Origin of the sequence: Haloferax denitrificans ATCC 35960, from assembly GCF_000337795.1 — an archaeon.
In the GTDB taxonomy this organism is placed as follows: domain Archaea; phylum Halobacteriota; class Halobacteria; order Halobacteriales; family Haloferacaceae; genus Haloferax; species Haloferax denitrificans.
The window spans coordinates 292096-313445 of record NZ_AOLP01000019.1 but is presented as its reverse complement, the minus strand read 5'-3'; the positions used below and the strand labels follow the sequence as shown (position 1 = coordinate 313445).

The 21350-nt window shown below is 65.8% G+C and carries 21 protein-coding genes; 12 read left to right on the top strand and 9 right to left on the bottom strand.

Features of this window, described 5'->3' with window-relative positions:
* Positions 1 to 59: 59 nt before the first annotated feature.
* Both C438_RS17900 and acs read left to right on the top strand, forming a co-directional pair.
* A complete protein-coding gene (locus C438_RS17900; RefSeq protein ID WP_004971122.1) occupies positions 60 to 1760 on the top strand; it encodes a methylmalonyl-CoA mutase family protein in 1701 nt (566 codons plus the stop codon).
* Positions 1761 to 1947: 187 nt separating this feature from the next.
* Complete coding sequence (acs, locus tag C438_RS17895; RefSeq protein ID WP_004971121.1) at positions 1948 to 3936, top strand: acetate--CoA ligase; 1989 nt, start codon at positions 1948 to 1950, stop codon at positions 3934 to 3936.
* A 29-nt stretch (positions 3937 to 3965) separates the two neighbouring features.
* Here acs and C438_RS17890 read toward each other — a convergent pair whose 3' ends face one another.
* On the bottom strand, positions 3966 to 4211 hold the full coding sequence (locus C438_RS17890; protein WP_004971120.1) for a hypothetical protein: 246 nt from the start codon (positions 4209 to 4211) through the stop codon (positions 3966 to 3968).
* Between the two features lie 176 nt (positions 4212 to 4387).
* Here C438_RS17890 and C438_RS17885 point away from each other — a divergent pair, with 176 nt between their 5' ends.
* Complete coding sequence (locus tag C438_RS17885) at positions 4388 to 6010, top strand: long-chain-fatty-acid--CoA ligase (protein ID WP_004971119.1); 1623 nt, start codon at positions 4388 to 4390, stop codon at positions 6008 to 6010.
* An 83-nt stretch (positions 6011 to 6093) separates the two neighbouring features.
* Here the strand turns inward: C438_RS17885 and C438_RS17880 are convergent, their stop codons facing one another.
* The gene (locus C438_RS17880) at positions 6094 to 6702 is read right to left on the bottom strand and encodes a hypothetical protein (protein ID WP_049918227.1); all 609 of its coding nucleotides are present in this window, start codon (positions 6700 to 6702) and stop codon (positions 6094 to 6096) included.
* A gap of 564 nt (positions 6703 to 7266) precedes the next feature.
* On the opposite strand from C438_RS17880, the gene C438_RS17875 reads away from it, so the two are divergent.
* From C438_RS17875 to C438_RS17850, 6 genes are all read left to right on the top strand, one after another.
* The gene (locus C438_RS17875; RefSeq protein WP_004971117.1) at positions 7267 to 8610 is read left to right on the top strand and encodes a substrate-binding protein; all 1344 of its coding nucleotides are present in this window, start codon (positions 7267 to 7269) and stop codon (positions 8608 to 8610) included.
* Between the two features lie 122 nt (positions 8611 to 8732).
* Complete coding sequence (locus tag C438_RS17870) at positions 8733 to 9701, top strand: branched-chain amino acid ABC transporter permease (RefSeq protein ID WP_049918225.1); 969 nt, start codon at positions 8733 to 8735, stop codon at positions 9699 to 9701.
* Positions 9698 to 10879, top strand: a complete 1182-nt coding sequence (locus C438_RS17865) for a branched-chain amino acid ABC transporter permease (RefSeq protein WP_004971115.1) — start codon at positions 9698 to 9700, stop codon at positions 10877 to 10879. Before C438_RS17870 ends, C438_RS17865 begins: the two co-directional genes overlap by 4 nt.
* Entirely contained in the window at positions 10876 to 11634 is a 759-nt protein-coding gene (locus C438_RS17860; RefSeq protein ID WP_004971114.1) for an ABC transporter ATP-binding protein, read from the top strand. The genes C438_RS17865 and C438_RS17860 overlap by 4 nt, the downstream gene beginning before the upstream one ends.
* A complete protein-coding gene (locus tag C438_RS17855; RefSeq protein ID WP_004971113.1) occupies positions 11631 to 12374 on the top strand; it encodes an ABC transporter ATP-binding protein in 744 nt (247 codons plus the stop codon). The genes C438_RS17860 and C438_RS17855 overlap by 4 nt, the downstream gene beginning before the upstream one ends.
* 2 nt (positions 12375 to 12376) lie before the next feature.
* Positions 12377 to 13057: a thioredoxin family protein gene (locus tag C438_RS17850; RefSeq protein WP_004971112.1), complete on the top strand. Its 681-nt coding sequence runs from the start codon at positions 12377 to 12379 to the stop codon at positions 13055 to 13057.
* On the opposite strand, the gene C438_RS17845 is transcribed toward C438_RS17850, so the two are convergent.
* From C438_RS17845 to C438_RS17820, 6 genes are all read right to left on the bottom strand, one after another.
* On the bottom strand, positions 13054 to 13458 hold the full coding sequence (locus C438_RS17845; RefSeq protein ID WP_004971111.1) for a universal stress protein: 405 nt from the start codon (positions 13456 to 13458) through the stop codon (positions 13054 to 13056). The genes C438_RS17850 and C438_RS17845 overlap by 4 nt on opposite strands.
* Before the next feature lie 54 nt (positions 13459 to 13512).
* On the bottom strand, positions 13513 to 13767 hold the full coding sequence (locus C438_RS17840) for a DUF7520 family protein (RefSeq protein ID WP_004971110.1): 255 nt from the start codon (positions 13765 to 13767) through the stop codon (positions 13513 to 13515).
* A gap of 421 nt (positions 13768 to 14188) precedes the next feature.
* On the bottom strand, positions 14189 to 15946 hold the full coding sequence (locus tag C438_RS17835; protein WP_004971107.1) for a cbb3-type cytochrome c oxidase subunit I: 1758 nt from the start codon (positions 15944 to 15946) through the stop codon (positions 14189 to 14191).
* A 98-nt stretch (positions 15947 to 16044) separates the two neighbouring features.
* Positions 16045 to 16404 carry a DUF6684 family protein gene (locus tag C438_RS17830; RefSeq protein WP_004971106.1) on the bottom strand — a complete coding sequence of 120 codons (360 nt, stop codon included), beginning with the start codon at positions 16402 to 16404 and terminating at the stop codon, positions 16045 to 16047.
* A 103-nt stretch (positions 16405 to 16507) separates the two neighbouring features.
* Entirely contained in the window at positions 16508 to 16873 is a 366-nt protein-coding gene (locus C438_RS17825; RefSeq protein ID WP_004971105.1) for a DUF7541 family protein, read from the bottom strand.
* 45 nt (positions 16874 to 16918) lie between these two features.
* Complete coding sequence (locus C438_RS17820) at positions 16919 to 17122, bottom strand: VNG_1110C family protein (RefSeq protein ID WP_004971104.1); 204 nt, start codon at positions 17120 to 17122, stop codon at positions 16919 to 16921.
* A gap of 156 nt (positions 17123 to 17278) precedes the next feature.
* Between C438_RS17820 and C438_RS17815 the strand changes: the two genes are divergently transcribed.
* Together C438_RS17815 and C438_RS17810 are read left to right on the top strand one after the other, a co-directional pair.
* Positions 17279 to 18388, top strand: a complete 1110-nt coding sequence (locus C438_RS17815; protein ID WP_004971103.1) for an OBG GTPase family GTP-binding protein — start codon at positions 17279 to 17281, stop codon at positions 18386 to 18388.
* The gene (locus C438_RS17810) at positions 18385 to 18867 is read left to right on the top strand and encodes a TIGR04206 family protein (RefSeq protein ID WP_004971102.1); all 483 of its coding nucleotides are present in this window, start codon (positions 18385 to 18387) and stop codon (positions 18865 to 18867) included. Before C438_RS17815 ends, C438_RS17810 begins: the two co-directional genes overlap by 4 nt.
* 7 nt (positions 18868 to 18874) lie before the next feature.
* On the opposite strand, the gene C438_RS17805 is transcribed toward C438_RS17810, so the two are convergent.
* Positions 18875 to 20317 (bottom strand): MATE family efflux transporter, encoded by a 1443-nt coding sequence (locus C438_RS17805; RefSeq protein WP_004971101.1) that lies wholly within the window; start codon positions 20315 to 20317, stop codon positions 18875 to 18877.
* Between the two features lie 135 nt (positions 20318 to 20452).
* On the opposite strand from C438_RS17805, the gene C438_RS17800 reads away from it, so the two are divergent.
* Positions 20453 to 21232 carry a VOC family protein gene (locus tag C438_RS17800; protein ID WP_004064251.1) on the top strand — a complete coding sequence of 260 codons (780 nt, stop codon included), beginning with the start codon at positions 20453 to 20455 and terminating at the stop codon, positions 21230 to 21232.
* Positions 21233 to 21350: the final 118 nt, after the last annotated feature.

The window sequence follows — 21350 nt, the reverse complement described above, 5'->3', positions numbered from 1 at the left end:
CGGGCCCATCGTCCTCGTCGACCCGAATCCTTAATCATCGTCCATACGGATTGGTGGATATGTACGACGAGGACGATTTGGCGTCTATCCGCGAGGCGCGCGACGAGTGGGAATCGGAGACCCGCGACCCGTTCGTGGAGAAGGGCGGCGAGCGCAAAGACCGGTTCGCCACCGTCTCCAACCACGAGGTAGACGACCTCTACACCCCCGCCGACGTGGCCGACCTCGACTACGAGTCGGACCTCGGCTTCCCCGGCGAGTCCCCGTACACGCGCGGGGTGTATCCCACGATGTTCCGCGGGCGGACGTGGACCATGCGGCAGTTCGCCGGCTTCGGCACGGCCACGGAGACCAACGAGCGCTTCCACTACCTCATCGAGAACGGCCAGACTGGTCTCTCGACGGCGTTCGACATGCCCTCGCTCATGGGTAAGGACTCCGACGACCCGCTTTCGGACGGCGAGGTCGGAAAGGAGGGCGTCGCGGTCGACACCCTCCGCGACATGGAGGTGCTGTTCGACGGCATCGACATCGGCGAGGTGACGACCTCCTTCACCATCAACCCCTCCGCGCCGGTCGTCTTCGCCATGTACGTCGCGCTCGCGGACAACCGCGGCGTCCCCCGCGACCGAATCGGCGGCACCTTCCAGAACGACATGCTCAAGGAGTTCATCGCGCAGAAGGAGTGGGTCATCCCGCCGGAGCCGTCGCTCAAACTCGTCACCGACACCGTCGAGTTCGCCGCCGAGGAGACCCCGCGCATCCGGCCCATCTCGGTGTCGGGCTACCACATCCGCGAGGCCGGGTCGACGGCGGTACAGGAGCTCGCCTTCACCCTCGCCGACGGCTTCGCCTACGTCGAAGACGCGGTGGACCGCGGCCTCGACGTGGACGAGTTCGCCCCCCAGCTGTCGTTTTTCTTCAACTCCCACAACTCAATCTTCGAGGAGGTGGCGAAGTTCCGCGCCGCCCGCCGCATCTACCACGACGTGATGTCGGAGTGGTACGACGCCGAGGACGAGCGCTCGACGCAGTTGAAGTTCCACACCCAGACCGCGGGGCAGTCGCTGACGGCCCAACAGCCGCTCAACAACGTCGTCCGCGTGACGATTCAGGCGCTCGCGGGCGTCCTCGGCGGCACGCAGTCGCTCCACACCAACAGCTTCGACGAGGCGCTGGCGCTCCCCTCGGAGGAGGCCGTCACCGTCGCGCTCCGCACTCAGCAGATAATCGCCGAGGAGTCGGGCGCGGCCGACGTCATCGACCCCCTCGGCGGGAGCTTCTTCGTGGAGACGCTGACCGACGAAATCGAGGCCGAGGCGATGGCCTACATCGAGGAGATTCGAGAGATGGGCGACGGCTCGGTCCGCGACGGCGTCCTCGCCGGCATCGACGAGGGCTACTACCACCGCGAGATTGGCGAGGCGTCCTACGAGTACCAGTCGCGGGTCGAAGACGGCGAGGAGGTCGTCGTCGGCGTCAACAAGTACGACACCGAGGGGGACACCCGCCCCGACCTGCTCCACGTCGAAGACGAGGTGCAGGACCGACAGCTCGCGCGGCTCGAATCGGTCAAGGACGACCGCGACGACGCGGCGGTCGAAGCGGCGCTCTCCGACCTCCGCGAGACGGTCCGCGACGGCGACAACGTCATGCCGGTGCTCGTCGACGCCGTCAAGGAGTACGTCACGATGGGCGAAATCATGGACGTGTTCGCCGAGGAGTACGGCACCTACCGCGAGAGCATCGGCGTGATGTGAGGGGTCGTCGCCGCGACGAGCCGCCCCGAAGCGCTGGGGATGACATGACTTTTCGCTGATGAATACGCGCGTCGGTGGGGGTTCGTAACCGACCGACAGCCCGGCGACCGCCCGGGGCGGGCTCGTCCGTCCGGACTGTGTGACTACATAGATTTATCATGGAGGATTGGTGTAGGTAACACGTACTATGGCAGACGGAGACACCGAACTGGAGGCACGGCTGGTCGAGCAAGAGGAGTTCGAACCCTCCGAGGAGTTCGTCGCGCAAGCGAACGTCTCCGACCCGGCCGTTTACGACGAGTTCGAGGAGAACTGGCCCGACTGTTGGGAGCGGGCCGCCGAGATGCTCGACTGGGACGAAGCGTACGACGAGGTGCTGGACGACTCGAACCCGCCGTTCTACAAGTGGTTCACGGGCGGCAAGCTCAACGTCTCGTACAACTGCGTGGACCGCCACGTCGAAAACGGCGACAAGAACCGCGTCGCCATCAAGTGGGAGGGTGAACACGGCGAGACGCGGACCTACACGTATCAGGACCTGTATCGCGAAGTGAACGAGTTCGCGGCGGCCCTGCGCGACCTCGGCGTCGAGGAAGACGACGTGGTGACGCTCTACATGCCGATGATTCCGGAACTGCCAATCGCCATGCTGGCCTGCGCCCGCATCGGCGCGCCGCACTCGGTCGTCTTCGGCGGCTTCTCGGCCGACGCGCTGGCGACGCGGATGAACTCCGCGGACTCGCGGTTCCTCGTCACCTGCGACGGCTACTACCGCCGCGGCGACCCGCTCGACCACCTCGACAAGGCCAATGAGGGCCTCGACGGCGTCGACCACGGCGTCGATGCCACGGTCGTCGTCGACCGCCTCGGCGACGACGGCTTCGGCCACGACCTGAAGGGCAACCAGCACGATTGGGACGACCTCCTCGACGAGCACGCGGGCGAGCGCATCGACCCCGTCGAGCGCGACGCCGAGGACATGCTGTTCCTCATGTACACGTCGGGCACGACGGGACAGCCGAAGGGTGTCAAACACACCACCGGCGGCTACCTCGCGTACGCCGCGTGGACCTCGCACGCGGTCCTCGACATCGAGAAGGAAGACACCTACTGGTGTTCGGCCGACATCGGCTGGATTACGGGTCACTCGTACATCGTCTACGGCCCGATGGCGCTCGGCACGACGACGGTGATGTACGAGGGGACGCCCGACTTCCCCAACCGCGACCGCCTGTGGGACATCATCGAGAAGTACGCGGTCGACATCTTCTACACCGCGCCGACGGCGATTCGCGCGTTCATGAAGTGGGGAAGCCGGTTCCCCGAACAGCACGACCTGTCGAGCCTCCGCCTGCTCGGGACGGTCGGCGAGCCTATCAACCCCCGCGCGTGGAAGTGGTACTACAAGCACATCGGTAACGAGGACTGTCCGGTCGTGGACACGTGGTGGCAGACCGAGACCGGCGGGATGATGATAACGACCCTGCCGGGCGTCAAGAAGATGAAACCCGGCTCCGCCGGGCCGCCACTGCCGGGCATCGACGCCCAAATCGTCGACACGAGCGGGAAACGGGTCGACGCCGGTCGGGCGGGCTACCTCACGGTGAACAAGCCGTGGCCGGGGATGCTCCGGACGCTCTACAACAACGACGAGCGCTTCATCCAGGAGTACTGGCAGGAGTACTCCGACGTGGACAGCAACGACCCCGACGACTGGGTCTACTTCCCCGAGGACGGCGCGAAAATCGATGCCGACGACTACATCACCATCCTCGGGCGCGTGGACGACGTCATCAACGTCTCGGGCCACCGCCTCGGGACGATGGAAATCGAGTCGGCCATCGTCGGCGTCGAGGGCGTCGCCGAGGCCGCCGTCGTCGGCGGGAACCACGAGGTGAAAGGCGAGGCCGTCTACGCCTACGTCATCACCGAGGAGGGACAGGACGAAGACGACGAGATGCGACAGCGCATCATCGAGGGCGTCGAGGACGCCATCGGCCCGATCGCTCGCCCCGAGATGGTCGTGTTCACGCCCGAACTGCCGAAGACGCGGTCTGGCAAGATTATGCGTCGGCTCCTCGAAGAAATCGCGAACGGCGAGGAGCTCGGCGACACGACGACGCTTCGGAACCCCGAGGTCGTCGAGTCGATTCAGCGGCAGGTCGAAGGCGAGTAACCACCGTTTCCGCCGCCGTCGGCCCGCTCCTATCGCGGATTCTCTTTCATCCACGCCGACAGCGACTGCTCGTCGCGGAAGTAGCGCCGCTCGCGGACGCCGTCGCGTTCGACCACGGCGAGGAGATGCTTCTCGGAGAGCCGAATCTGCTCGCCGCTGTAGGTACACGGTTCGATTCGCTCGTCGCCCGGCCGCCACAGCCGATGGGGAACGACGCGGACGATGGTCTCGTCCCGGCCCGTCGGCGAGCGTCCGGTGTAGTCTGAAAGCGCCATACGCGCGCTACGAACCCCACGACCAAGGTATTTTCCTGCATAGTTTGTGTAGTAATATAGTCTCTCGCGGCGCGAGTCGTGGACTATTGTGCCCACGTGTGGCAATTATTCTCAATCACGGCTCGACCGAGACCAGCCCGCACATTTATTTTGAACGTTAGTGAAGGATACCGCGTATGAAGAAACCACTCCTGGTGACGGAGTTCCTCGACCGCGCGCGGCGGTACTACGGGGACGAGGAGGCGGTCGTGGCCACGACGGGCGAGCGCTTCACGTACGACGAACTCGGGGAGCGCGCCGACGGCTTCTCGGCGGCGCTCCAGTCCCGCGGCGTCGAGAAGGGCGACCGGGTCGCGGTACTCGACCCCAACACGCACTACCACCTCGAAGCCGCTTACGGGTCGATGCAGTTGGGGGCCGTCCACATGCCGCTGAACTACCGACTCGTCCCGGCCGACTTCGAGTACATGCTGAACGACGCGGACGTGACGGCCGTCTATGCCGACTACGCCTTCGCCGAGAAGATAGACGAGGTCCGCGACGAGATTCCGACCGAGATTTTCGTCACGAACGACCCGGAGAAGGCCGCCGAATCGACCGACGGCGAGTGGCTCGACTTCGACGAGTTGGTCGCGGAGTCGACCGACTACGAGCGCCCCGAGATGGACGAAGACGACATCATCACCATCAACTACACGTCTGGGACGACCGGCGACCCGAAGGGCGTCTGCCGCACTCACCGCGCCGAGACGATTCACGCTTATCTCATCTCGATGCACCAGGACATCGCCGACGACGACGTGTATCTCTGGACGCTCCCGATGTTCCACGTCAACGGCTGGGGCCACATCTACGCGATTACCGGCCACGGCGCGAAGCACGTCTGCACCCGCGGAGTGGAGGCGGAGGCCGTGTTGGACGCCATCCGCGACGAGGACGTGTCGTATCTCTGCGCCGCGCCGACGGTGCTGAACATCCTGATGAAACACTACCGCGAGGAGGGCGGCGTCGAGACGACCGGCGCGAGTCCCGTCCGGGCGGCGACCGCGGGCGCGGCCCCGCCGGAGGCGACGATTCGAACCGTCGAAGACGAGTTCGGCTGGCGGCTCATGCACGTCTACGGGGCCACCGAGACCGGCCCGCTCATCACGACCTCGGAGGCCGGGCGCTACCTGACGGACGGCGACGACCGCTTCGGCGTGAAGAAGAAACAGGGCATCGGCTACCTCGGCACCGACGTTCGCGTCGTCGACGAGGACGGCGACGACGTGCCGAGAGACGACCAGTCCGTCGGCGAAATCGTCGTCGCGGGCAATCAGGTGATGGAGAAGTACTGGAACAAACCCGAGGAGACGGAAGAGGCCTTCTCGGCGCGGCTGGAGGGCTACTACCACATGGGCGACCTCGCGGTCGTCGACGAGAACGGCTTCATCAGCATCCAGGACCGCAAGAAGGACATCATCATCTCCGGCGGCGAGAACATCTCCAGCATCGAACTTGAGGACACGCTGTTCGACCACGACGCGGTCGCCGACGTGGCGGTCATCCCCGTCCCGTCCGACGAGTGGGGCGAGTCGCCGAAGGCGTTCGTCGTGCCGACGAGCGGCGACCCCGACGCGCCGGGCGTCACCGGCCAGGCGCTCATCGAGTTCTGTCGGGGGCGCATCGCGACGTACAAGGTGCCGAAGGAAATCGAGTTCGTCGCCGAACTCCCGAAGACCGCGACCGGGAAGATTCAGAAGTACGAACTGCGCGAACGCGAGTGGGAAGACGAAGGGCGGATGGTCGGAGAAGGATAGGGACGACCGCGTTAAGCTCGCGTTTCGGCGGATAGCGGGCGCTTAACCGCGGCCGCGGCCTCTCGTTTCGAGGAGGACGCGGTTCAGCGGTCGTTGCAGGGGCAGTCGAGGCCGAGCGACCCGGGGTTGTTGTTGAACGCGTCGAGGGCGTCTTTGAGCGGTTCGCCGTCGACCATGTCGCCGCCGACGCTGACGTACCAGCTCGTCTGCTTGTCGCCGCTCGACCACGCGGAGTTACCGAGCCACGCGCCGGCCATGTCTTTGACTTCCTCGATGGTGTAGCCCGCGTAGTCGCCGTACTGAATGGTCGCGCCGTCGCTCGTACAGCCCGGGTCGTCCCCCGGTCTGTTCCGGAGGTTGAGGACGATGGCGAGGTAGTGTTTCCCCATGATGTTCGCCTTGTCGCCCTTCGTGGGCGCGACGAGGAACTCGCGCCACTCGTCGTGGGTCATGGTGACGCCCCGGAGGGTGTAGTTCGCGTCGCCGTTCGGGCCGAGGACCGCCCAGTTGTCGGTGGGACTGCTGTAGTCCGGGTTGTTCGCCCAGTAGCCGGGCGTCTTGGGACAGATGGTCGCCGCCACGGAGCCGGAAACCGCGGGGATGCCGATACCGATGCCGAGCGCCGACATCGCGCCGAGCCGGAGCACGGAGCGTCTCGTCGGTCTGAATCCGTCGTTCGTGTCGTTTGTCATAGTGGTGCCACGGGCGTGGCTGACGCGTTATTTGCGCTTTGCCGGGTTAGTTATAAATCCGACATTCACGACGGCACGAGATTAACTGGCCAGCGGACGCGCTGAAAGCGCGTTGAAACGGCGGTATTCGGGGATATATATCTAGTATTCTGATAGTTGTCCGCCGGCCGTTCGGCCCGCTCGCGCGGTCGCTGACGCGGTGAGACCGGTGCGACGTGCGTCGAGCCGAGACGGACTGCACGGTGGACTCGTCGCTCTCGACGGTCGTACCGCGCGGACGACTGCGGCGAGCTAGTCCGACACCGGCCCGTATTTTGCGACGGTGGCACGTCCCGCGACGCGGAGGTGCCACTGCGGGTGTCGGTCGGCGGTCGCCGTTCGATGTGCCCCTTATATTGTACCGTATACGACACTATTCTATAATGATTGATTATACGGATATTAGGGAATCAATACATAACTATTATTAACGATGTATCCGCCGATGTGTCTATGGCACGGGATAGCAAGCCGCTCAATCGACGAGACGTGTTGAAGGCGACTGGTGCTGTTGGTACCGCTGGCTTGGCAGGGCTGGCGGGGTGTACTGGCGGTGGTGACGGCGACGGTGGCGGCGGTGACGACGGCGGCGACGGTGGCGATGGCGGCGGCGGCGACGGCGGTGGCGGCGACGGCGGTGACGAGTACCCGGCGCTGGGCAACTTCCCAATCGAGGGCGACACGGCCACGTTCGGATTCAACGTCCCGCAGTCGGGACCGTACGCCTCGGAGGGCGAAGACGAGCTTCGAGCCTATCAGCTCGCGGTGAAGCACCTCAACGAGGGCGGCGGCTGGGTCGACTCGCAGTTCGACGACCTCTCCGGCGACGGCGTCCTCGGCTACACCATCGACCACGTGGACGGCGACACGGCCACGGACGCGGACCAGGCGCGGCAGTCCGCCTCGGGGATGATTCAGCGCGACGACGCAATCATGATTTCGGGCGGCTCGTCCTCCGCGGTCGCCATCGCGGTCCAGGGGCTGTGTCAAAACGAGAAGGTCATGTTCATGTGCTGTCTGACGCACTCGAACGACACCACCGGGTCGGACTGCGTCCGCTACTCCTTCCGGGAGATGTTCAACGCCTACATGACGGGACAGGCGCTCGCGCCGGTCGTCCGCGACGCCTACGGCGAGGACCTGAAGTTCTACCAGCTCTACGCCGACTACAGCTGGGGGCAGACCCAGCAGGCGTCGATGGAGCAGTTCATGACGGACGTCGCCGGCTGGGAGCAGGTGGACTCCGTTGCGACCCCGCTGGGCACGTCCGACTACTCGACGTACCTCTCGGGCGCACAGAACTCGGACGCGGACGTCCTCATCTTGAACCACTACGGGCTCGACGGCGCGAACTCCATGCAACAGGCCATCGACGCCGGTATCGACGAGGAGATGGAGATCATCGTCCCGCTGTACAACCGCCCGATGGCGGAGGCGGCGGGCGGCGCGATAGAGGGCATCTACGGCACCGTCGCGTGGGACTCTCAGATAGACAACACGCCGTCGCAGGAGTTCACGCAGGCGTTCCGCGACGAGTACGACCGGACGCCCTCGGGTCCCGCCCAGTTGGCGTACGCCCAGACGCTCCAGTACGCCGCCGCCGTCGAGCGCGCGGGGACGTTCTACCCGCCGGAGGTCATCAGACAGCTCGAAGACTACGAGTACGACAACATCGGCATGGGCGCGGAGACGATGCGCGGCTGTGACCACCAAGCACAGCGCGACGTGCCGGTCGTCCAGGGCCTTTCCGCCTCCGAACAGAGCGAGGGGACGTACTTCAACATCGTCAACGTCACCAGCCGCGACGACCTCGGCTACGCGTGCGACGCCGGCCCGGCCGCCGAGTGCGAACTCGGGTCCTACGAGTAGCCACTCTCCCACCGTTATCTTAATGAAAGTTAATCGCAGACAACCACGCACACGTAAATGAGTAAGATTAGCATACCCATGGTAGTTCACTCCTCGAATAGCCGGTGGAGGGGTGGTGGTCGATGAGCCTCCTGTCGGACGTGCTCGTCATCCTGCTCAACGGACTACAGCAGGGGGCCATCTACGTCCTCTTGGCGGTCGGTCTCTCAATCATCCTCGGCACGCTCAAGTTCGTCAACTTCGCGCACGGCGCGCTGTATCTCGTCGGCACCTACGCGGGGCTGTTCGTCGCGCTGAACGTGCCGCTTTCGAACGGGAAGCTGGCGGAGTGGGGCTTTTCGAGCTTCGGGCTCGATATCGGCTTTTTCGCCGCCCTGCTTTTCGTGCCGCTTTTCGTCTTCGGCGTCGGCCTGCTGATGGAGCGGTACCTCGCGCGGGCGTTCTACGACCGCCCCGACACCGACCAGATTCTCGTCACGTTCGGCCTCGCAATCGTCGTCCAGGAGCTGTTCCGCGTCCTGTTCGGGAGCAACAGCCTGCCGTTCGAACAGCCCGAGCGAATCCTCTCTGTCGGCTCGTTCGCCGGGATTCCCGTCTCCGGTCCGATTGCACTGCCCATCGTCGGTAACTTCCCGCAGTGGCGGCTCTGGGTCATCGGCATCACGGCCGTCCTCGTGGCGCTCGTGTACCTGCTCGTCGAGTACACCGACTTCGGTCTCGTCGTCCGCGCCGGCACCCGCGACGCCGAGATGGTCCGACTCCTCGGCATCAAAATCACCCGGCCGTACATCGTCGTCTTCGGTATCGGCGCGGCGCTCGCCGGGGTGGCGGGCGTCGTCGGCGGCCCGCTGAACGTCGTCAACCCGACCATCGGGACGAACATCCTCGTCCCGGCGTTCCTGACCGTCGTCATCGGCGGGGTCGGAAGCATCGCCGGCGCGGTCGTCGGCGGCATCGTCTTCGGCCTCACGACCGCCGCGCTCGTCGCCTTCGCGCCCGCGTGGTCGCAGGTCGGCCTGTACGCCATCGCGGCCATCGTCCTCCTGGCGCGGCCGCAGGGCCTGCTCGGGGACGAGGAGGTTGTGCCATGAGCGAAAAAGACGCCAACCCGAGCGCGAAGGACGCGCTCGTCGGCGGCTCGCTCTTCGGCCGCTGGGAGAAGCTCCGCGGCCGCGAGGGGACGGTCGTCGGTATCACGGCCGTCCTCGTCGCGGTGTTCCCGTACCTCTTCGCCCGCGCGCCCGTCGTCTCGGGCATCTTGCAGGGCTACCAGAGCCTCGCGACGCTCATCCTCATCTGGGGCATCTTCGCCATCGGATTCGACCTGCTTCTCGGCTACACCGGACTGCTCTCGTTCGGCCACGCCGCCTTCTGGGGCGGCGCGGCGTACGCCGCGGGTATCGTCGCCAAGAACGTCAGCGGCGACCCCATCGTGATGGTCGTCTCGGGGACGCTTTTCGCCGTGTTGCTCGCGTGGGTGCTCGGCTTCCTGTCGCTTCGCCGCGGCGGCATCTACTTCTCCATCCTGACGCTGGCGTTCGCCCAGATGTTCTACTACATGGCCGCGTCGCCGCTGGCGTTCCTGACCAACGGCGAAAACGGCCTGACCGGCGTCGATGTCGGCAGTTTCCTCGGCGTCATCCACCTCGAAGCGGACGTGCCCTCTGTCGGCGGGATGCTCCTCGGGACGTGGCTGTACGCCTTCGTCGGCGTCTTCTTCGTCGGCGCGGTCGCGGTCGCCTACCGCATCCTCAACTCGCCGTACGGGATGGTGTTCCGCGCCATCCGCGAGAACGAACAGCGCGCCGAGTTCGTCGGCCTCAACGTCTGGCGCTACAAGCTCATGGCGTTCATCATCTCGGGGGCGTTCGCGGGCGTCGCCGGGAGCCTCTTTACCATCCACGGGGCGTACGTCCCGCTCCAGTCGCTGTTCTGGACGGAGTCCGGCGACATCGTCGTCATGACGGTGCTCGGCGGCGCGGGCTCGATGTTCGGGCCGGTCCTCGGCGTGGGGCTGTACCTCTACATCGAGAACATCGTCAGCACTATCCAGGCCCTGACGATTCCCTTCACGGATATCGTGCTCATCAGGGACTTCGGGTTCTACTGGCACCTCCTCTTGGGCCTCGTCTTCGTCGTGGTCGTCTGGGTCGTCCCCGACGGCCTGTGGGGCATCCTGACCCGCCTCCGCGAACTCGCGGTCGACCTCGGTTCGGAGGCGGCGAAGCGACTCCGCTCGCGCTCCGGAAACGGGGGTGACGGTCGATGACGCTCCTCGAAACCGAGAACCTCGTCAAGGAGTTCGGCGGCCTCGTCGCCACCGACGACGTGAACCTCACCGTCGAGGAGGACGAACGCGTCTCCATCATCGGGCCGAACGGCGCGGGGAAGTCCACGCTCATCAACCTCATCACGCGACGGCTCGACCCGACCAGCGGCGACATCCGCTTCAAAGGCGAGTCCATCGTCGGCCTCGAACCGCATGAGGTGGTCCAACGCGGCGTCTCGAAGTCGTTCCAGACCGCCTCCATCTTCCCCGACCTCACCGTCCGGGAGAACGCGGAAATCGCGGCGCTGGCGTCCGAACGCGGCGCGTTCGGCTTCGAGTTCCTGAAACACCGCGACAGCCTCACCGACGTCCACGACGTCGCCCGCGACACGCTGGACTCGGTCGGCCTGTTGGACCGCGCGAACACTATCGCGACCGACCTCCCGTACGGCGACAAGCGCCGCCTCGAAATCGGCATCGCGCTCGCGAGCGACCCCGACCTGCTTCTCATGGACGAACCGACCGCCGGCATGTCTCCCGAGGAGACGAAGTCGACGGTCGAACTCATCGAGCAGGTCAAACGCGACCTCGGGCTCACGTTCGTCCTCGTCGAACACGACATGGAAATCGTCTTCAGCATCTCAGACCGCATCGTCGTCCTCAGCCGCGGCGGCATCATCGCCGAGGGCACCCCCGACGAGATTCGGGGCAACGAAGCCGTCCAAGAGGCGTACCTCGGGGGTGTCGAGCTGTGAGCCTCCTCGAAATCGACGCCATCGACGCCTACTACGGCGAGAGCCACATCATTCGGAACCTCTCGATGAGCGTCGAGGAGGGCGAGATATGCGCGCTCCTCGGCCGCAACGGCGCGGGCAAGACCACCACGCTCCGGTGTATCGCCGGCGCGACGCCGCCCGACGTGCGGAAGGGAAACATCCGGTTCAAGGACGACGACATCACCGGCGTCCCCGCCGAAGACGTGTCGGTCCGGGGCATCTCGCTGGTGCCCGAGGAGCGGCGCATCTTCCCGAACCTCTCTGTCGCCGAGAACCTCCACCTCGCGGAGGTCGTCAACAACAAGTCGAACACGTGGGGCCGGTCGCTGTCGTTCGGCCACAAGGGGATGTCGACCGAGGAGGTCTACGACCAGTTCCCCCGACTCGACGAGCGGCGAGACCAGCGCGCGGGGACGCTCTCCGGCGGCGAACAGCAGATGCTCGCCATCGCGCGCGCCCTGAAGCAGAACACGGACCTGCTCCTCCTCGACGAGCCCTACGAGGGGCTCGCGCCGAAGATTATCGAGGACGTGGAAGACGCGGTCGAACGCATCAGCGAGGCGGGCACGACCATCCTCCTCGTCGAGCAGAACGCCGCGGCGGCCATCAAGCTCGCCGACCGCGCGTACGTCATCGACCAGGGCGGCATCGTCTTCGACGGGAGCGCCGAGGAGCTCCGCGAGGACGACGAGACGCGCGAGCGGTATCTGGGGGTCTGACGATGGCCGCAACCGACATCGACGCCGACCCCGAGACGGCGCTCGAAACGCTCATCGAAGCCGGCGCGGTCGACGAAGCGCCCGGCGGGACGCTCTCGACCACGGAGGAGTTCGAGAAGACGCTCGCCGTCTACCACGACATCTACGGTGCGGTCTCGACCGAGGAGTTCCACCAGACCGTCTCGGACCTCTTCGGCGTCGCGCCCGAGAACGTCGAGTCGCGCCTCGACGAGTTCGACGTCACCAGAGCCGACGTGGTCGCGTATCTCGCGGCGAAGTCGTTCCTCGACGTGCCGGTCGAGCGCGACCTGCTTTTCGTCATGGCGGGTCTGCTCGTCGAGATGACCTCGTCGTCGCCGGTGCCGAGCGCGCTCGACGAACTCGACGACGACTCCTTCGAGTCGTACCTCGCCGCGCACCCGGACGCCGTCATCCTCGTGTGGCGACGCTTCTGCGAGCCCTGCGACGCGATGAAAGCGGACCTCGACGCCATCCTCGACCGCGTTCCCGACGGAGTCGCGACCGCGGGCGTCGACGGCGAAGCGGCCGACGAGTTCTGTCGGCGATTCGAGGTCGACGCGGCGCCGACGCTCCTGTGTGTCCGTGACGGCGAACTTCGAGAACGAGCGTCCGGCCGCCAGACCCCCGACGAGGTCGCGGCCGTCGTCGACCGGGTTTACTAGCGTTTCCGCTTCGTCGAGCCCGTCACCATGACGGGCCGGTCGGAGTTCAGAATCACCGTCTGCGTGACGCTTCCGAACAGCGCCTTGCCCGCGGGCGAGCGCTTCCGACCGGCGGTGACGATGAGGTCCGCGTCCTCCTCTTCGGCGAACTCGAGGATGACATCCGCGGGGTCGCCCGACGACTCGTTGACGTCGTACTCGACGCCGCGGTCTTCGAGGAACTCGGACGCCTCTCGGACCGACTGAATCTGCGTCGCCGACGCCCCGGTCGGGTTGTCGGTGAAGCTGTGGATGAGCGTCACCTCCTTTTCGCCGGGTTCGCCGGGGAGTTTCGCGACCTCTTCGACGCACGCGAGCGCGTGCTCCGTGTCGTCATCGATACCGATTACCACGTGGTACATACTATCACGTCCCGGTCACCGGTCTTAGTATTTGTGCTGAACGATAATGCTGAATCAGGCGTCGTCGTCGAGTCCCGCCGAGACGTAGACGACGAGCCCGAGCGGGACGCCGAGGACGAGCGCGATAGTCAGCGCGCCGTAGGCCGCGAAGCCGGCCGGCGTCGGTGGAAACGGCACCAAGAAGAGAAACCGGGGCGCGCTGAGGCCCGAGACGAACGTGCCCGTGAGGTAGCCCGCGACGCCGGCGACGGCGACGAGAGCGGCGTACAACCCGAGGACGAAGCGGTGACCGCCGACGTTCGAACTCACGGTTTGTGGTCGGATGCGGACGCTGTTAGGAGTTTCCGTTCGCCTCGTCGCCCGGGAGTCGGCGTCCGCGTACCGATGCACCTTTGACCGCACGCACCAAGCTTCGAGTATGTCGGATACCGATATCCTCGGACTCGTGCTCGGGGCCATCGCGATACTGATGTTCGCGACGGGCATCCTCCTCGTCGTCTGAGCGCTCCCGTTTTTCCGCGTCACCACCGCCGACAGCGGCCGCTTCGATTCGCCGTGACCACTGACGCTCGTGAGCGGCGGCACTGACGGGACGGATACCGCGACACGCGCCACGCGAGACGCGACATCGGCGGCGCGGACGGACAGTCGCCGGCGTCGGGCGCGTTCGCTCTCGAAGACCAGCGTCCGAAAAATGAGTCGCGACCGAACCGCGAGCGAGCGGCGTCGGTTACGCGTCGTCAGCGGAGTCCGCGTCCGCGTCGTCGACCGCCTGCCCGCCGTCGGTGGCGAGTTCGGTCTCGTCTTCGCCGCCGTCGGTGACGGCCGTCTCCAGTTTGCGCTCGAACCAGGTCCACTCGGCGGTGGTGAGGTCGTCGTCGGCGAGGTCCCACGGGTCGCCGTCTTCGACCTCGCGGCCTTCGAGCCACGACTGGGCGAAGTTCCAGACGAAGATGATCTGGCCGACGAGCAGGATGAGCGCGCCGACCGTGGCGACCTGGTGGAGCGTCGCGAACTGCGGCAGGTAGGTCGCGTAGCGACGCGGCATGCCGCCGTAGCCGAGCAGAATCATCGCGAAGAACGTCAGGTTCGTCCCGACCATCGAGAGCCAGAAGTGCCACTTACCGAGCGTGACCTGGTACATCCGGCCGGTGTAGATGGGGAACCAGTAGTAGAGCCCGGCGAAGCCGGCGAAGGCGATGGCACCCATGACGATGTAGTGGAAGTGCCCGACGACGTAGTAGGTGTCGTGGAGCACGAGGTCAACCGGAATCGACGCGAGGAAGACGCCCGTCACGCCGCCGATGATGAAGTTCGAGACGAAGCCGATACAGAACAGCATCGGCGTCGTGAGGCGAATCTTCCCGTTCCACATCGTCGTGATCCAGTTGAACGTCTTGACCGCGCTCGGTATCGCGATGGCCAGCGAGACGGCCATGAACGAGGCGCGGAGCCGGGGGTCGATACCCGTCGCGAACATGTGGTGCGCCCAGACGCCGAACGAGAGGACGCCGATGGCGAGCGTGGAGTAGACGACGAACTTGAACCCGAAGAGCCGCCGGCCCGCGAAGCGCGGGAGCACGAGGCTCACGATACCCATCGGGGGCAACACGAGGATGTACACTTCGGGGTGGCCGAAGAACCAAAACAGGTGTTGCCACAGAATCGCGCCGCCGTCGACCGAGAAGAACATCGTGCCGAAGTTCCGGTCGAGAAGCAACATCGCGATGGCGCTCCCGAGAAGCGGGAACGCGAAGAGGATGAGCCCGGACTGGGTGAGAATCGTCCACGAGAAGATGTCGAGGTTCGCCCACGAGACCTTCTCGTCACGCTCCGTGAAGATGGTCGCGATGAAGTTGATCGCGCCCATCGTGGCCGAGACACCCGAGAGGTGCAGGCCGAGGAGCATCAGGTCGACGCCCGCGTTCACCTGGTTGCCGGAACCGACACCGGCCGAAAGCGGCGTGTACATCGTCCAGGCCGTCTGCGCCGGGATGACGTCCGGGATGGGGAAGAACCCGGCCCAGATGAGGAGCGCCGCCGGCGGCAGGAGCCAGAACGCGATGGCGTTGATACGCGGGAACGCCATGTCGTCCGCGCCGATGAGAAGCGGGATAAAGTAGTTCGAGAACGCGGCGATGATGGGCGTCCCGAACAGGAACAGCATCGTAATCCCGTGGCTTGTGAGCAACGAGTTGTAGAACGTGTTCGAGATAAGCGTCATCGACGGGTCCGCCAGTTCAATCCGCATCAGGACGACCATGAGACCCCCCACGGCGAACGCGATGAGCGCGTACGCGCCGTAGAGCATCCCGATGTCCTTGTGGTCGACCGTCGTCAACCAACGGATGACCCCGGATGGTTTCTCCTCCGAGACGTACTGCTCTGCGGTACCACCGACCGTGCCTCCGCCCGCGAGCGGGGTGTACGACCGCCAGTCTTCGACCCGCGCGAGCCACGCGGCGACGGCGATGAGGAAGACCCCCATGAGCACCGTCAGTGCTAACTGTCCGTTAACCTCCATGGAAGTGCCTGAGTAGTGCAGGGTAATGAAAGATTCGGGACCGCCCTGCGATTCGAGGTGCTTTAAGCCGTCTCGTCCGCGGCCTCGACGGTGTCGTCATCCGGCGATTCTTCGAGTTCGGCCGCCTCCTCGCCTTCTTCTTCGTGAAGCGGCTTCGCGCCGGGGACCGTCGCCTGTCCGGGCGCGTAGACGGTGCCTTCCTTCTCGGAGCCCGCGATGGCCTTCCCCGAGAGGTAGGTGAGCGCCGCGAGGAGCACGAACGGCGCGATGAGGAGTGTGTACTGGAGCCCCGAGGTGAGCGATTCGAACCCAAACGGATTGACAAAGGTGAACGCCACCACGAAAAACAGGATGATGGCCAGCGGGACCATGTTGACCGTGAGGTCGAGGATGGTGTCCTTGTCGAACGTCTTGGTTGCCATATCGGGACAGTCGGGGACGCCGTTCAAATAGATTGTTGGTTTCTCGTCCGGTCGGGGCGAGTGGGAGCGGCCGCGGGGTCGTCAGCGGGGGCGTCCGCGGCGGTCAGAACGTCTGTCGCTGTTCGCGGACGAACAGTTCGAAGACGACGCCGCCGACCGCCAGCAGAATCGCGGCGGCGATGACCGCGTAGCCCCGGGTCACGAGGGCGATGTCGGTGAACGCGAGCCACGCGCCGAACGCGAGGAAGATGACCGCAAGCGCGGTGACTGCGCGAATCGTCGAGGTGACGTATCCGGACTCCTTGAGGATGCCGACGACGCTCCCGCCGAACAGGAGCAGTCCGCCGACGGCGAGGGGAAACAGGTCGAACAACAGGCCCAACTCGGAGATGGGGATTCCGAGCGCGATGAACACGGGCCACGGACTGGCCGTGCGGTACTGGTCGGAGAGTCCCGGCGCTTCGTCCATACGCGTCCGTTGGACTGTGTGGTAACAAGCCCTTCGGAACCGCGACTAGCGGAGGGAGATGCCCTGTCGGGCGAGGAAGTCGCTGACCGCGCGAATCTCGACGGGACTCCCGATGATACGGCACGTCCCTCTGTCCGCCCGGTGGACGGAGACGACGAACTCCGCTTCGAGGTCGTCGCGCACGCTCTCCAAGAGGTCGCAGGGGAGCACGATTTGCGTGCTGTCGCGGAGCGTTCGGGGGTCGGGCATCGGTGTTCATCGGGCGGTCGAAGGGGTCGTGTATAACCGTGCCGAAACTCGTCTCTTCGCGCACGCGAGACGACCACAATATCCGACGCGTCGGTGCGGCTGGCCCGCCGCGCGGAAGGAAAGGGTTTTTCGACGGACGCGGCGGAACTGTTGACGATGGGACTGGAGGAGGAGATCGAAGATATCCGCGAGGAGATATCTAACACGCCGTACAACAAGTCGACCGAGGCGCACATCGGCCGGCTGAAGGCGAAACTCGCGGAACTGAAAGAGAAACTCGAAAACCAGAGTTCGGCCGGCGGCGGCCAAGGGTACGCCGTCGAGAAGACCGGCGACGCCACGGTCGCGCTCGTCGGCTTCCCGAGCGTCGGCAAATCGACGCTCATCAACGCGCTCACCAACGCCGACAGCGAGACCGGCGAGTACGAGTTCACGACGCTCAACGTCAACCCGGGGATGCTGAAGTACAAGGGCGCGAACATCCAGATACTCGACGTGCCCGGCCTCATCGAAGGGGCCGCGGGCGGTCGCGGCGGCGGCAAGGAGGTCCTTTCCGTCGTCCGCACCGCCGACCTCGTCGTGTTCATGCTCTCGGTGTTCGAGATAGAGCGCTACGAGCGACTGCAACGGGAGCTTTACAACAACAAGATTCGGCTCGACACGTCGCCGCCGAACCTCTCTATCAACAAGAAGGGCAAAGGCGGCATCAACGTCACCAAAAGCGACAGCGTCGACCTCGAAGAGGAGACCATCAAGGGCATCCTCCGTGAACACGGCTTCGTCAACGCCGAGGTGACGCTCCGCGGCGAGACGACCATCGACGAACTCGTCGACGGCATCATGAAAAACCGCGTCTACCTGCCGTCTATCGTCGCCGTCAACAAGGCCGACCTCATCGACAAGGACTACCTCCCGACGGTCGAGGAGAACCTCCGCGAGGTCGGCCTCGACCCCGACGAGGTGACGTTCATCAGCGCCGAAGCCGAGAAGGGCCTCGACGCGCTCAAAGAGGAGATTTGGGACGCCCTCGGGCTCATCCGCATCTACATGGACAAACCCGGCCGCGGCGTCGACTACGACGAGCCGCTCGTCCTCCGCGAGGGCGACACCATCGACGACGCCATCCACGAACTCGGTGCCAAGCTCGACGAGCGGTTCCGGTTCGCCCGCGTCTCGGGGCCGAGCGCGAAACACGACGACCAGCAGGTCGGCCGCGACCACGTCCTCGCCGACGAGGACGTGCTCCGCATCATCGCCCAGCGGTGACGACCGACCCGGCGGCCCGGTCGGCGCCGCGGTCGCCCGCGCGCCGTCGCAACCTACTCCTCGTCTCCGTCCTCGCTCTCGTTCCGTGGTCCGTCCAGACGTTCACGAGCGGGAGCGCCACGCTCCTGTTCCCGTGGGGACTCGTCGGTCCCGCGACCGGGAGCGTGACGACCATCACCGACTTCTTCCTGCGCTTTACGATGGGACTGCCGGACTACATCCTCGTCTGGCCGGTCGGCGTCGCCTGTTACCTCGTCGCGCTCGGAAGCGCGCTCTCGGGCGCGCTGTTCGGACGCGAGGACGTTCGACTCACCGCGGCCGGACTCCTCCTCGCCGGCGTGACCCAGTTGGAGGTCGCCCGCGGCTTTTCGGTCCAACCCGGTCGAACCGCGTGGCCGGTCGGGACCGTCCTCTTGTGGGCCGTGGCGGGGTTCCTGTATTGGTCACGCGCGAGCGCGAGCGAGCGCGACCTCCGGTGACTCCGGCTTAGTCGTCCGCGGCCGCCTTCGGCCGGTAGTTCCGACTCACCGCCTTCCACGTCCCGGTCTTGAAGCGGTAGTAGTTCAGCACCGCCGGGATGGTCGTCTCGGCGAGGAACGCCAGGTAGAGCCCGGTGAGCCCGAGCGAAGTGATAGAGCCGATGTAGGTGAGCGGAATCGACCCGAGGAACATCCCGACGAACTGGCTTCCGAACGTCCAGCGCGTGTCGCCGCTGGCGTCGAGCGGCCCCGCGGAGCCGCCGGAGACGCCCTGTAAGATGACGGCGAGACAGGCGACGTAGACGAGGTTGACGGCGATGGGGACCGCCGGGTCCGCCGGGTTATCGACGAACCCGAGGACGATTGGGCGGGCGAATATCGCCACGAGCGCCGCCGAGACGATGTACGTGGCGACGGCGAACCGAATGACCTCGTTGCCGTAGGCCTCGGCGGTTCGCTCGTCGTCCTTGCCGAGCGCCTGCCCGACGAGGCTCGACGACGCCAGCCCGAAGCCCCAGCCGGGGGTGTTCATCAGCCCCCAGATGCGGCGGGCGATGACGAACGCCGCGACCACGTCGGGGCCGAAGCTGTCGAGGATGGCGAGCATCGGGAACTCGGCGACGGTCCAGACGAGCCCGCGACCCATCACGGGCAGGCCGATTTTGACGAGGTCGACGAGCGTCCCGGGGTCGACGAACGACCCGAAGGGGTCGATGGTGACCGGGAACGCCCCGACGCCGGGGAGCGCCCCCCGCGAGAGACCGACCGCGAACGCGCCGGTGACGACGACGTTCGAGAGGACGGTCCCGAGCGCCGCGCCCTCGACGCCGAGGTCGAGCCCGAAGATGAGCACCGCGTTGAGGACGATGTTGATGACCGCCCCGGTCGCGCGGAGAATCATCGCGGTGTACGCGTCATCGGTGCCGACGAGGACGCGACTCCCGATGAGGTTCAGCCCGGCGAACGGGACGCCGAGTCCGACGATTCGGAGGTAGGCCGCCCCGAGCTCGATTGCGCCTTGGTCGCTACTCAGCACGGAGATGAGTTCGGTGGGAAACAGCCAGAAGACGGCCGTGACCGGGAGCGTGGCGACGACGGTCAAGAGCGCGCTCGACCGGACCGCGAGCCCCAGTTCGTCCATCGCGTCCGCGCCGAAGCGCTGTGAGACGAGCGCGATGGTCCCGCCCGCGATGCCGCCGCCGAGCGCGAAGGCGAGTCCCCAGTACGGCCCGGCGAACCCGACGCCGGTGATTGCGACGGTCCCGGAGGCGAGACCCACCATCGCCACGTCGACGGCGTTTTTCGACATCCGGGCGATGCCGGTGACGACGCGGGGCCACGAGAGGTCGGCGATGCGGACGGCGCGCTCGCGGTCGAGGAGACCGACACGGGCGAGCGCCAGCCCGATACCGAGGATGAGGAGGCGGACGGGGTTGGGGACCGGAAACACTGCTGAACCGTACCTTCGGGGAGTACTTATGCACCACGCAACGGACCGAAAACACCGGTAGACGGCGTGTGATAACCATCGACGGTCGGTTCCGCGTTCGGTACGTTTTTCGCCGGCGCGACACATCACTCGGGTATGTCCGGAACCCTCGACCACGTGATGATTCGCGTCGAAGACCTCGAGGAGTCGCTCGACTGGTACACGACCCACCTCGGCTACGAGGAGAAGGGTCGCTGGGAGGCCGACACGTTCACCAACGTCTACCTCGGTCCCGAGGACCTCCACGAGGAGGGCGCGGTCCTCGAACTCACCTACAACCACGGCGACAACACCTACGAGATGGGCGACGCGTGGGGCCACATCGCGGTCCGCGTCCCCGAGGACGAACTCGAATCCTCCTACCAACAGCTCATGGACGAGGGTGTCGAAGACTACCGCGACCCCGAGTCCTGCGGCGGCCGCTACGCGTTCGTCAAGGACCCCGACGGCCACGAGGTCGAAATCGTCAAGCGCGACCACGGCGCGAAGTGGAGCCTCGACCACACCATGATTCGCGTCGAGGACGCCGACGAGGCGCTCGGCTTCTGGACCCGTAAGTTCGGCTACGAGCACACCGGCCGCTGGGAGTCCGACACGTTCGCGAACTACTTCATGAAGCCCGAGGGCGCGGCCGAAGAGGCGATGGCCGTCGAACTCACCTACAACTACGACGGCCGGAGCTACGAGATGGGCGACGCGTGGGGCCACCTCGCCGTCAGCGCCGACGACCTCCACGACTACTGGGAGACGCTCATGGAGCGCGAGGCCGAAGACTACCGCGACCCCGAGTCCTGCGACGACATGTTCGCGTTCACGAAAGACCCCGACGGTCACGAAATCGAGGTCATCCCGGCCGACTTCGAGTCGCCGGAGTAACCGGCCTCGGTTCCGACGCCCCGGCGTCTCGGTTTCGCACCACTGTCGACTGTCAACTATCGACACAGCGGCGGCACTGCGGGGTAGGGCCGCCGGCACGCACCGGAAGCGACGTACG

Coding starts and splice junctions, on each gene's coding strand:
- C438_RS17870 (WP_049918225.1), top strand. CDS start 8,733: ATGAGCCTCCTGTCGGACGTGCTCGTCATCCTGCTCAACGGACTACAG.
- C438_RS17845 (WP_004971111.1), bottom strand. CDS start 13,458: ATGTACCACGTGGTAATCGGTATCGATGACGACACGGAGCACGCGCTC.
- C438_RS17800 (WP_004064251.1), top strand. CDS start 20,453: ATGTCCGGAACCCTCGACCACGTGATGATTCGCGTCGAAGACCTCGAG.
- acs (WP_004971121.1), top strand. CDS start 1,948: ATGGCAGACGGAGACACCGAACTGGAGGCACGGCTGGTCGAGCAAGAG.
- C438_RS17835 (WP_004971107.1), bottom strand. CDS start 15,946: ATGGGGGTCTTCCTCATCGCCGTCGCCGCGTGGCTCGCGCGGGTCGAA.
- C438_RS17825 (WP_004971105.1), bottom strand. CDS start 16,873: ATGGACGAAGCGCCGGGACTCTCCGACCAGTACCGCACGGCCAGTCCG.
- C438_RS17815 (WP_004971103.1), top strand. CDS start 17,279: ATGGGACTGGAGGAGGAGATCGAAGATATCCGCGAGGAGATATCTAAC.
- C438_RS17820 (WP_004971104.1), bottom strand. CDS start 17,122: ATGCCCGACCCCCGAACGCTCCGCGACAGCACGCAAATCGTGCTCCCC.
- C438_RS17850 (WP_004971112.1), top strand. CDS start 12,377: ATGGCCGCAACCGACATCGACGCCGACCCCGAGACGGCGCTCGAAACG.
- C438_RS17865 (WP_004971115.1), top strand. CDS start 9,698: ATGAGCGAAAAAGACGCCAACCCGAGCGCGAAGGACGCGCTCGTCGGC.
- C438_RS17860 (WP_004971114.1), top strand. CDS start 10,876: ATGACGCTCCTCGAAACCGAGAACCTCGTCAAGGAGTTCGGCGGCCTC.
- C438_RS17900 (WP_004971122.1), top strand. CDS start 60: ATGTACGACGAGGACGATTTGGCGTCTATCCGCGAGGCGCGCGACGAG.
- C438_RS17890 (WP_004971120.1), bottom strand. CDS start 4,211: ATGGCGCTTTCAGACTACACCGGACGCTCGCCGACGGGCCGGGACGAG.
- C438_RS17830 (WP_004971106.1), bottom strand. CDS start 16,404: ATGGCAACCAAGACGTTCGACAAGGACACCATCCTCGACCTCACGGTC.
- C438_RS17880 (WP_049918227.1), bottom strand. CDS start 6,702: ATGACAAACGACACGAACGACGGATTCAGACCGACGAGACGCTCCGTG.
- C438_RS17885 (WP_004971119.1), top strand. CDS start 4,388: ATGAAGAAACCACTCCTGGTGACGGAGTTCCTCGACCGCGCGCGGCGG.